The sequence below is a fragment of the Crinalium epipsammum PCC 9333 genome (assembly GCF_000317495.1).
In the GTDB taxonomy this organism is placed as follows: Bacteria; Cyanobacteriota; Cyanobacteriia; order Cyanobacteriales; family PCC-9333; genus Crinalium; species Crinalium epipsammum.
The window spans coordinates 1,820,567-1,832,591 of sequence record NC_019753.1 but is presented as its reverse complement, the minus strand read 5'-3'; the positions used below and the strand labels follow the sequence as shown (position 1 = coordinate 1,832,591).

Annotated in this window: 5 protein-coding genes; 3 read left to right on the top strand and 2 right to left on the bottom strand. The window is 36.6% G+C overall.

Annotated features, from left to right (window positions below; translation table 11 throughout):
* Positions 1-131: 131 nt before the first annotated feature.
* Positions 132-1,031: an NAD(P)-dependent oxidoreductase gene (locus tag CRI9333_RS07750; protein WP_015202612.1), complete on the bottom strand. Its 900-nt coding sequence runs from the start codon at positions 1,029-1,031 to the stop codon at positions 132-134.
* A gap of 133 nt (positions 1,032-1,164) precedes the next feature.
* Between CRI9333_RS07750 and CRI9333_RS07745 the strand changes: the two genes are divergently transcribed.
* From CRI9333_RS07745 to CRI9333_RS07735, 3 genes are all read left to right on the top strand, one after another.
* Positions 1,165-4,383, top strand: a complete 3,219-nt coding sequence (locus CRI9333_RS07745) for a plasmid replication protein, CyRepA1 family (protein WP_015202611.1) — start codon at positions 1,165-1,167, stop codon at positions 4,381-4,383.
* A gap of 390 nt (positions 4,384-4,773) precedes the next feature.
* Positions 4,774-10,194 (top strand): trifunctional serine/threonine-protein kinase/ATP-binding protein/sensor histidine kinase, encoded by a 5,421-nt coding sequence (locus CRI9333_RS07740; protein ID WP_015202610.1) that lies wholly within the window; start codon positions 4,774-4,776, stop codon positions 10,192-10,194.
* A 447-nt stretch (positions 10,195-10,641) separates the two neighbouring features.
* Positions 10,642-11,487, top strand: a complete 846-nt coding sequence (locus CRI9333_RS07735; protein WP_015202609.1) for a phytanoyl-CoA dioxygenase family protein — start codon at positions 10,642-10,644, stop codon at positions 11,485-11,487.
* A gap of 34 nt (positions 11,488-11,521) precedes the next feature.
* On the opposite strand, the gene CRI9333_RS07730 is transcribed toward CRI9333_RS07735, so the two are convergent.
* Positions 11,522-11,926 (bottom strand): YybH family protein, encoded by a 405-nt coding sequence (locus CRI9333_RS07730; RefSeq protein ID WP_015202608.1) that lies wholly within the window; start codon positions 11,924-11,926, stop codon positions 11,522-11,524.
* Between the last annotated feature and the right edge of the window lie 99 nt (positions 11,927-12,025).

Below are 12,025 nucleotides of genomic sequence, written 5' to 3'. Positions count from 1 at the left end.
AGGCGAGGTAGAGGGAGTATAGAAAGTGAAAAATTTACATTTTATATTGACCAAATAAGTAGTGCGGGCATCTTGCCCGCTTCTTATTTTGCGTAAGTCCTAATTATTGGTCATTGATAATTGATAATTGTTCATTGATCAGGCTTTTGTTCAATTCCGGCATCGAGGGCATTAATTAACCCTAAACCCGCCCAATCAATATCACCATATCCACGTGCAACTCCTGAGAGAAAATGGTCATGGATTATGCTGGCTAAGGGCATAGGTACGGTGGCAGTTTCCGCAGCTTCTAAAACTAACCGCACATCTTTGAGTCCTAAGCTTAATTTAAACCCGGCAGGCTCGTATTTTTCTTCCACAATCAATTTACCGTAGTTCTCGTAAATAGGTGATTTGAATAAGGCAGTGTTGATAATTTCTAAAAATTGCTTGGGTTCTACGCCTGATTTTTGCATCAATGCAAATGATTCTCCGAAAGCTTCTAGCATTGAGGCAATCATAAAGTTACCTGCCAACTTGACAATATTGGCTTTTGATGGTTCTTCACCTACTATAAATACACCCTGGCTGATGGCATCAAATAAGGGACGACATTGCTCAATTTGCTGGGAATCTCCGGCTGCTATTACCCAAAGTTTTGCTGCTGCTTCTGGTCTGCCAAAGACTGGGGCGGAGATGTAACCTTGTCCTGCTTGGGCGTGTACTGATGCTAGTTGTTGTCCACAGGCGGCGCTAATAGTACTCATGGAGATATGTATCGCACCAGTGGGCAATTCCTCAATTGCACCAGTACTATTTTCCGTACCAAAAATTACTTGCTCTACTGCTGCATCATTAGCCAGCATAGTAATTAATACTTCAGCTTCTTGGGCTGCTTGACCTGGGGAATCAGCTACTTGTGCGCCCAAGGATAGTAGTTCTTCTGCACGACTTTTGGTGCGGTTATATACTGTCAACTCATGCCCTGCTTTGATCAGGTTACTGGCGATTGGTTGACCCATGTTGCCGAGTCCGATAAATCCTACTTTCATAAATATTCCTTGTTGTTTTAGCCTAGAAACGGTGCGGCGTAACTCGTTTACACTATATATAGTGTTTAATGCTTCACAAACAACTATATATAGTGTAACCTGTGATATCTTGCTTCATTTTCAACTTTACCCAATGTATCGCTTTTTATCTGATCAACATTTAGAAGAATTAGTCACTCGCAGTGGTATTGACTGTAATTTGGCTGATCTAAATTTCAAATCACTGCAAGGAAGACTATTTTACGAGTATTTGTTGATTTGCGATCGCATTCCCCGTAATAATGCAGGTCAGGTTAGTCATGGGTTGCTACAACGCTATGCAGATGGGGAAAAAGGCGGCTGGTGGTGTTCAGGGTTAGATCCCCTGAATGATTGGGGTGCAATGGAGTGGGGGTGTTATAAGCCAAACCATCCTCGGCAAAACCAAGATGGCAAACTGATTAAGTACGAACATCCACCTTTGACACCTACGCGGATGTTTTGTTTAAGGGTAACTCTGGAGATATGGCAGCGAACCTCGTCACGTTACCACGTTGCTATGCCAGAAAACATTGTAATTACAGAATCAGGGGAAGCAGTTGGATTTTGGGCGTGGGTAGTTGAAAATAATATTTCTGTAATTATTTGTGAAGGTGCGAAGAAGGCTGCTGCGCTATTATCTCAAGGTTATGCTGCGATCGCATTACCAGGAATTACTAGCGGCTATCGTGTTACAAAAGACTGTGTTGGCAAAGTGATGGGGCGACAGTTAATCCCAGATTTAGCAGTATTTACGAAATCTGCACGCACATTTTATATTTGTTTTGATTACGAAACCCAACCTAAGACAATTAATGCAGTTAATAATGCGATCGCGCAATTAGGTGAACTTTTACAGCAAACAGCAAGTCTCGTCAAAGTTATTAGATTACCTGGATTAGAAAAAGGTGTTGATGAATTTATTGTTGCCCAAGGTGCGATCGCATTTCAAACCGTATATCAAAACAGTACTGACTTAGAAACAGATCTGGCAAAAATTAAACCTCATAGCCAACTAACTTACAAACCAACACTTACACTTAACCGTCGCTATTTAGGAAAACTACCTTTTCCCAAATCTGGATTAGTTGGGGTGAAATCACCTAAAGGGACAGGCAAAACTACAGCACTTTTGGATGTAGTTACAGAAGCTCAAAAAAACCATCAACCTGTTTTATTACTTACTCATAGAATCCAATTAGGGCGGTTTTTATGTGACAAGATTGGCGTGGAATGGATTAATCACAAAAAATTAGAAGAAGAACTCAGCAGTCAAAAGTCAGCAGTCAGAATGACAAGTGTTGAATCCCCCATTCTGACTTCTCTCCCTGTCAACAAAGTTGAAGGGTGGAGTTCCCCAATACTGCAAGTAACTAAAAAATCCCAATCACTCGGACTATGTATTGATTCTATATGGAAGCTAAAACCTGAAGATTGGCAAGGTGCAATTATCATCTTAGATGAAGTCGAGCAATCTTTATGGCATTTGCTGAACAGTTCCACCTGTAAAGACAAGCGCGTATTAATTTTGAAAAAATTCCAGCAGTTAATTTCTATTATATTGCAAACAGGTGGATTAGTAATCGCTCAAGATGCAGATTTATCTGACCTTTCTTTAGATTATATGAAAGGGCTTGCAGAAATTTCCATTGAGCCTTGGGTTGTAGTCAATGAGTGGAAACCTCAAACTGGTTGTGATGTTACATTTTACAATACTCCCAATCCCACAGCTTTAATTCAACAATTAGAACAAGATTTAATTCTAGGACGTAAGTGTTATGTTACTACCGATAGTCGCTCTGGACGCTATAGTTCAGAAGCAATCGAACAATACATCAAACAGCGTCTAGAACAGTTTCAAAAAAAATATCCCAAAACCTTAGTAGTGAGTAGCCAAACAACCAGCACCCACAAGCACGAGGCACTTGATTTTATTAAAGATATTAATCAAAAAGTTAAAGAATATAGCGCGGTTTTTGTGACACCTAGTTTAGGTACAGGAGTTAGCATTGATGTAGAACATTTTGATAGCGTTTATGGCATTTTTCAGGGGGTAATTCCTGATTGGGAAGCGCGGCAGGCATTAGCTAGAGTACGCCCTAATGTTACTCGTCATGTTTGGTGTGCAAAACGTGGTGTGGGATTAATTGGTAGTGGTAGCAAAAATTATCGGGTATTGTCTCATTGGTATCAGGAAAATCACAAGGAAAACTTGGCTTTAATGAGTCCACTTCATAAAGTTGATGTAGATTTACCATTAGTTTATGATTTCATTCATTTAAGAAATTGGGCTAGATTTGCCGCCAGAGTAAATGGGTCAATTACTTTATTTCGCTACTCAATGCAAGCAGGATTAATCGCTGAAGGGCATCAAGTTAAAGTCATTAGTAATACTTTTACAAAAGATCGTTTAACAGAATTACGCAAAGCTTTGATAATAGCAGCACCAAAAGATTGGGAAACCTCTAAAAAGCTTTTAAGAGAAATTGTTAACACAAAAAAAGATTTTGTTGAAAACAGTAACAAATCTCAATCTATCAAAACTCACATTCGGCAGATTCGCCAGGACAAAGAAGTAAAAATAGCTTATGCTGTTGCTAATGCGCCTGAGATTAGTTACAGGGAATATCAATTGTTAAATAATCGTTTTATAACTGAGGAAGAAAGCTATAAATTGCAGAAATACATTTTGCAGCAACGTTATGGTGTAACCGTCACGCCTAGATTAAAACAATTAGATGACCAAGGATATTATCCACAGCTTTTACTTCATTACTATTTAACCCATGACAGCGAATATTTCAGAATTAGGGATAAACAAGAATGGTATCAGCAGTTATGGATGGGCGATGGTAAGGTTTTTATTCCAGATGTAAAAACTTATACACTAAAAATTGAGGCGTTGAGAGCTTTGGGAGTTACGCAATTTCTTGAACCTGAGCGCGAATTTCAAGAAAATGACTCAGATTTAATTAATTTGAAACTTAAAGCACAAGTGTATAGCAAGCATATTAAAAGATCACTGGGAATTAAATTACCTGTTGATGGACGCGCCTGTGTCTCTACTATCAAAATTCTGAGTATAGTTTTAAGTTTATTAGGGCTAAAGCTGAAGGTATCTGAGCTTACAAACTCAGGGCAGGGCGATCGCATTAAGATTTATTGCATTGATCCAGCAACGCTTAATGATGGTAGACAAGAAATTTTTTCAGTTTGGGATGCTAGTGATGCTTTAAGACTAAGTGTTTCTCAATCCGGATTTCATAACTTAGGCTTAGGAAAAGGGATTATGCCTAATAATTCTCAAAGTACGTCTACAGTTGCCCTGTTGTGAGCCTAATGCTTCTACCGACTTATCCAGATCCCTGCTTGTATATGAAACTGTTTGCTATAGTGCGATCGCCTTCATCCCCATCCTCAAGTTCTACATAGTTGCCCTAAATTTTTAAGTATTTTTACTGATCTTAGCCGGAGATAAGAGACTCGTTATCCTAGTTCTATAGAAAAGGTACAACTTCCCACAGGATAGAAAATTTAGCTCTGGTGATGGGCATACTAAAATAGCTCTCTAACTTAGTAGAGTTATCATCAAAGAGGGTGCAAAATCAATTATGACACTGCCAGTGTAGTTGAGTGTTTTTTTAAGGCAGTCTACAACTAGCTGATTAAGTCAGTTGCATCGTAGTAAGTCTACGACTTACAAATAATTTATCAAGGAAAAATTATGATTGCCATCTCAGGTTACAAAATTATAGAAAAAATTTACGATGGTGTAGAAACTGGCGTTTATCGCGCACAACCAGATCTTGAAGAAAATACAGTTATTATTAAAATTCTTAAAGCTAAATATCCTACCTTAAAAGAAATTACTCAATTAAGACACGAGTATGATATTTCAAAAAATCTCGATTTTGCAGGAATCATTAAAACTTATAAATTAGAGAATTATCAAAATGGACTTTTCCTTGTCTTAGAGGACTTAGGAGGATTAGATCTAAAAAAATTCCTAGATACTCATAAAATTGACTTAAAAGATTTTTGTGAAATTGCTCTACAACTAACAGATGCACTCACAGTCTTATATGAACATCACATTATTCATAAAGACATTAAGCCACACAATATTATTATTCAGCCAATTACGAAGCAAGTAAAAATAACAGATTTTAGTATTGCATCACGTCTATCTAGGGAAAACCCTACTATTAATAACCCTAATGGGATGGAAGGTACTCTGACTTATATTTCGCCAGAGCAAACTGGTAGAATGAATAGGTCAATTGACTACCGGACAGACTTTTATTCATTAGGGGTTACTTTTTATGAAATGCTGACGGGAGAAGTACCTTTTAAATCATCCGAACCAATAGAATTAGTTCATGCTCATATTGCTAAAAAACCAATTCCGCCTATTGAATTAAATCCAGAAATTCCTCAAGTTATCTCTGACATTGTGATGAAATTGTTAGCCAAAACTGCTGAGGACAGGTATCAAAGTGCGTTAGGGATAAAAGCCGACTTAGAAATCTGCTTAAACGAATTACAAAATACTGGCAGTATTAGTAACTTTACTCCAGGTCAGGAAGATTTATTTGCTCAATTTGTTATCCCCCAAAAACTCTATGGTAGAGAAACGGAAGTAGCTACCTTGATGGCTGCCTTTGAGCGTGCCAGTCAAGGTAGTGCCGAAATGATGCTAGTAAGCGGTTATTCAGGCATCGGTAAATCTTCTTTGGTTAATGAAGTTCATAAACCCATCGTTCGCGATCGCGGTTATTTTATATCTGGTAAGTTTGATCAATTTAAGCGTAATATTCCTTATGCTTCCGTTATTGAAGCTTTCCAAGATTTAATTAGGCAGTTACTAACAGAAACATCTGCTAAAATCGCTAATTGGAAAGAAAAACTGCTTAATGCTTTGGGTGAAAATGGGCAAGTAATTACTGAAGTTCTTCCTGATGTTGAATTAATTATTGGTGAGCAACCAGATGTGCCAAAACTGGGAGCTACAGAATCTCAAAATCGCTTTAATCGAGTTTTCCAAAACTTTAGTCATGTTTTTAGCACCAAAGAACACCCACTGGTTTTATTTTTAGATGATTTACAATGGGCAGATTCTGCTTCTCTTAAATTAATTCAGCTTTTAATAACTGATCCTGATAGTCAATACTTACTATTTATCGGAGCGTATCGCGATAACGAAGTTAGCCCTACTCATCCATTAATTTTAACGTTGGAAGAAATTCAAAAGTTGGGTTCAACTATCAATAATATTGTCCTTACTCCTTTAGATATTTCTCACGTTCGCGAATTAGTAGCGGACACTCTGCACGATCAGATAAACAGATCGCAGCCATTAGCAAATTTAGTTTTTAATAAAACCCAAGGTAATCCTTTTTTCTTAACACAATTACTACAGTCACTTTATGAAGAAAAACTGTTAACATTTGACTTCAATGTAGGTAACTGGCAGTGGAATATTGAGCAAATTCAAGGAATTGGAATTACTGATTATAGTGTAGTTCAACTACTAGCTAAAAATATTCAAAAACTCCCGAAAAGCACACAGAGGGTATTAAAATTAGCTGCTTGTATTGGTAACACATTTAACTTAGATGTTCTGGCGATCATTAATGAAAAATCTCAACCGGAAACAGCAGAGGATTTGTGGTCGTCTCTGCAAGCAGGTTTAATTCTCCCTCTTAATGAAGCTTACAAAATTCCGTTATCTTTTGATGAAAATAAGTCAGGAGCTTTAATATTACAAGATTTTAAAGTTTCCTACAAATTTCTGCATGATCGAGTGCAACAAGCAGCTTATTCCTTAATTCCTGAAGCTGAGAAAAAGGAAACTCACCTAAAAATTGGTCAACTGCTGCTGGAAAAAACTAATCCAGAGGAGCGGAAAGAAAATATTTTTGCCTTAGTTAACCAATTAAACTTTGGCACTGAGTTAATTACCAGTGATGCCGAAAAATATGAATTGGTGGAATTAAATTTAATTGCAGGAATTAGAGCTAAATTATCCAATGCTTATGAAGCGGCACGTAAGTATTTAAATGTGGCTTTAGCTCTAATTCCTGAAAATAGCTGGCAAAATCAGTATGAATTGGCACTGGCACTTTATGTAGAAGCTGTAGAAGTTGAGTATCTCAATATTGATTTTGAGCAAGCAGAAAAGCTTTCAGAAATTGTCATAACTCAAGCTAAAGATTTATTAGATAAAATTCAGGTATACGAATATAAAATTTTATTTTATCTTGCTCAGAGCCAACCTAATGTGGCAATAGAGTTATCGTTGCAAGTGTTGGAAATGTTAAATATAACATTAGCAGAAACACCTCCTGAGAAATTAAATATTGAAGATTTAGTTAAACTACCAGAAATGCAAGATCCTCATAAATTAGCTGCTATGAGGATCTTAATGGTTTTAATGCCTGCTGCTGCTTTTGTTAATCCAGCACTTTTACCTGCGAGTGCATTTACAATGGTCAATTTATCTAGCCAGCATGGAAATTCTGCACTTGCAGCTTATTCCTATGCTACTTACGCTTTATTACTGTGCCAATTCTTAGGAGATATTGAAGCTGGATATAAGTTCTCTCAATTATCTTTAAAAATACTAGAAGACTTTAACGGAAAAAAAATTAAAGCTAAAATTTTCAATATTGTCAATGGTTTTGTAATTCATTGGAAAGCTCATGCTAGGGAAACAGTAGAACCGCTACGTGAGGGAGTTCAAGTAGGTATAGAAACTGGCGATATAGAATATGCTTGTTATAATGCAGCCACCTATAGTGCTTATATCTTTTATATAGGCGAACCGCTCAATTTTGTGAATCAGCAGCAGTCAATATATGTTGATATGATGCTGAAATTACAACAAAAAACGCAGGTAGAATATGCCCAAATATTTAGGCAACTTGTATTTTGTCTTAGTAAAGAAGTCACAAATAAATATAGTTTATGTGGCGATTTTTTTAATACAGCAGAAATGTTGCCTATCTTTATCGGAAATAAAAATTTTCTTTTAGTTTTTGTTACTTATCTTGCCAATACCCTTATCTCATATTGGTTTAAGAATTACGAACAAGCTGTAACCAATGCTATGCAAGCGACGCAATACGCCTTCGCAGCAAGTGGTTTTATACATATTACAGAACACAATTTTTACTACTCTTTAGCATTACTTGGTGCATATCCTGATGTAGAAAACAGTTTGCAACAGCAGTATATGCAACAAGTGGAAAACAATCAGCAAGCTATGCAACTTTGGGCAGAGAACGCCCCGGCTAATTATCAACATAAATATGATTTAATTAATGCAGAAAAAGCACGAATTTTGGGTAATATTGGCGAAGCAATGGAATATTACGATCGCGCTATTAAAGCAGCCAAAAAGCAGCAATATACTCAAGAAGAAGGTTTAGCCAATGAGTTAGCAGCGGAGTTTTATTTTTCACGAGGCAAAGATAAAGTTGCTACTACATATCTCACTGATGCTTACTACTGTTATATCCACTGGGAAGCCACAGCAAAAGTCAAAGATTTAGAATTAAGATATCCTCAAATATTTTCCCAGATACTTGCTAGAAAAAACTTTAGTATAGATTTAGATAAAACAACGTCCTTAACCACTGCTGTCGGTACATTTGCTTTAGATTTAACGACAGTAATGAAAGCGTCACAAACCCTGAGTCGAGAAATACTTCTCAATGATTTAATTGAGAAACTGATGAAAATTGTGATGGAAAATGCTGGCGCTCAAAATAGTTGCTTAATTTTAGATAAGAAAGGTAAGCTAGTCGTAGAAGCAACGGTATTTGTAGATAAAAATGACCTTGTTTTATTTCCCTCTATACCCCTTGAGGATAGTGAAACATTGCCGCTATCTTTAATTAACTATGTGGCGAGAACACAAGAAAATGTAGTTCTTAGAGATGCTGGCAGGGAAGGTAATTTTATTACAGATGCTTACATTGTCAAAGCAAAACTTAAGTCCATTTTGTGCGTACCTATCATTAATCAAGGTACGGTTATTGGTATTCTTTACTTAGAAAATAATTTGACTGCTGGGGCGTTTACCCCAGAAAGGTTAGAGGTTTTAAGGATTCTTTCTACCCAAGCTGCTATCTCCCTTAAAAATGCGATGCTGTATGCCAACTTGGAAACAGCTACAGAAGAATTGAAAGTAGCTAACACTAAGTTAGAGGAGTACAGCCGCACCTTGGAGCAAAAGGTGGAAACAAGAACCCTGGAATTAAAAGATAAGAATTTACGTTTGGAACAAACACTAACAGAATTGCAGCAAACACAGACTCAACTTATTCAAACTGAGAAGATGTCGAGTTTGGGGCAGTTAGTTGCTGGAATTGCACATGAAATTAATAATCCTGTTAATTTCATTCATGGCAATATACTTCATGCTAGTGAATATATTGATGGTTTGTTGAATTTAGTTAATCTTTATCAAGAGCAATACCCAAATAGCACGCCTAAAATTCAAGACGAGATAGAAGCAATTGATCTAGAATTTCTCCGTGAAGATTTACCAAAAGTGATTGAATCTATGCAAATAGGTTCAGAGCGTATCCGCCAGATTGTGCTCTCACTTCGCAACTTTTCTCGTTTAGATGAAGCGGAGATGAAAAAAGTTGATATTCACGAAGGAATTGATAGCACCTTACTGATTTTGCAGCATCGCTTAAAAGCCAAATCAGAACATAGCGAAATTAAAATTATTAAAGAATACGGCGATTTACCAAAAGTTGAATGTTACCCTGGGCAGCTAAATCAAGTATTTATGAATATTGTAAGTAATGCAATTGATGTCTTAGAAGAATATGACTCTAAACGTTCAGGATTGGAAAGACAGCAAAACCCCTGTACTATTCGCATTCATACACATTTGATAGATGGTAATAAAGTAAAGATTAGTATAGCTGACAATGGTTCTGGGATGAGGGAAGAAGTACGCTCAAAAATATTTGACCCATTTTTCACAACCAAATCTGTAGGTTCTGGTACTGGTCTGGGATTATCTATTAGCTATCAAATTGTGGTTGAAAAACACCGTGGTCATTTGGAGTGTATTTCCTCACCTGGTAAAGGAGCAGAGTTTATTATTACTATTCCTACTTCATAGAAGGGAAACAATTAACAATTATCAAAAGTCCTACCGTTAGAGGACTGTTTACCCAAATTTCCAATAATTAAGTTTTGATAACTATTATTAATTAACTTTTATTATTTTTTTTCAAAAACTTTTATGATCTTTTTGATTATGTTAGATTGATGATCGATGTGGGAATAATATTTGTAAGTTCAACCGTTTACTTTTTTTCAGTTAAATGATATAGCTTGAGCAAAATGCGATCGCGCGTGATGGCTTGAGTAAAAACTGAAAAATTATGCTCAACTCAACGATTAAATAGGTGTATCTACGAATATCAAGTTAGTGATTAAAGGCTGCTGCTAGTAGTTGCCTAATATTGTTGTCTAACCAACTAATTTGCTAATACTAGGACAACTTTGGCGATCGCCAATGCACAACTTATATACACACATATAATCACAGTGGGCGTAAATAGTTATGGAATTAACTCAAGAGCAATTTAACACTTATCAAAAGGAAGGCTTTTTGGTTGTCCCTGAATACTTTTCTCAATTGGAAGTAGAAAATATGAAGGGAGAACTGCCTGCTTTATTTGCTGAAGATAGTCCTAGAAGAGTTTTAGAAAAAGACGGGGATACAGTCAGGGCTGTACATGGTTCGCATAGCACTAATCAGCTTTTTAAGCGTTTAACTCGTCATCCTAAAATTGTTAGCCCTGCTCGGCAAATTTTAGGTAGCCAAGTATATGTATATCAATTTAAGATTAACGCCAAAGCTGCCTTTAGTGGTGATTTTTGGCAATGGCATCAAGATTTTATTTTTTGGCGGAAACAAGATGGACTTCTGACACCCAGAATTATGAATGCTATGATTTTATTGGATGACATGAATGAGTTTAATGGTGCATTATTTGTCATTCCTGGCTCTCACAAGGAAGGGATGATTGATGTCACTTCACCACAGCTTCAAGAAATAAATAATAATTTAACTGGAGACAAAAAACAGGAATGGCTGCTGAGTTTTACGGCTAATCTCAAATATTCACTTCCTCAAGAAATAGTTCAAGAATTAGCGTTAAAATATGGAATGTATGCTATTAAAGCTCCGGCGGGTTCGGCAGTGTTTTTTGATAGCAATATTGCCCATGCTTCACCAAATAATATATCGCCGTTCTCTCGGTCGATTGTGATAGTTACTTATAACAGTGTGGAAAATATTCCTGTACCTGTAGAAAATCCTCGACCAGAATTTATCGTCAGCCGAGATTATCTACCAGTAGAGGCTCTATCAGGTGATGCTTTATTGCTACCAAGCTTAATTTAGCTGCCACAATAAGTAAGGCGCTGCGTGTGGCATCTTACTGCCCTGACGGCGGGATACTGTCGTTCCAGATGTCAACATTAACTTTCCATACGCCATCATGTCGTTTCCATACAATCAAATAGGTAGCTATGTCAGTGATAAGTTGACCTTCTTCCAAAAAAATACTTGTAGCTTTACCAATCTCATAAGCTGTATCATCCTGTAATTGTAGGTCTAAAGTCTCGCACCGCAATTCTTTAAAATCAGGATTTAATAAATCAGCCCAAAAAGATTTTATTGCCTCCAGACCTTGTACCCACGCATGATTTGCTGGCATAATCAAGGAATTTTCACTGTAATATGTGGTAACCAAATCGCTTAATAAATCTGCATTTTTTTCTTGGACTACTCTCATCAAATTTTCTTGAATTTTTTTAATGTAATTACGCAAATCTTCCATTTTTTTATCCCAAAATCGAGTTTATATCAATTATAAGTAAAAGGGTGTCTGTATATAAGTTTTTTAGAAACTTTGTTAAAAAAAGTCAATCAGATCGCT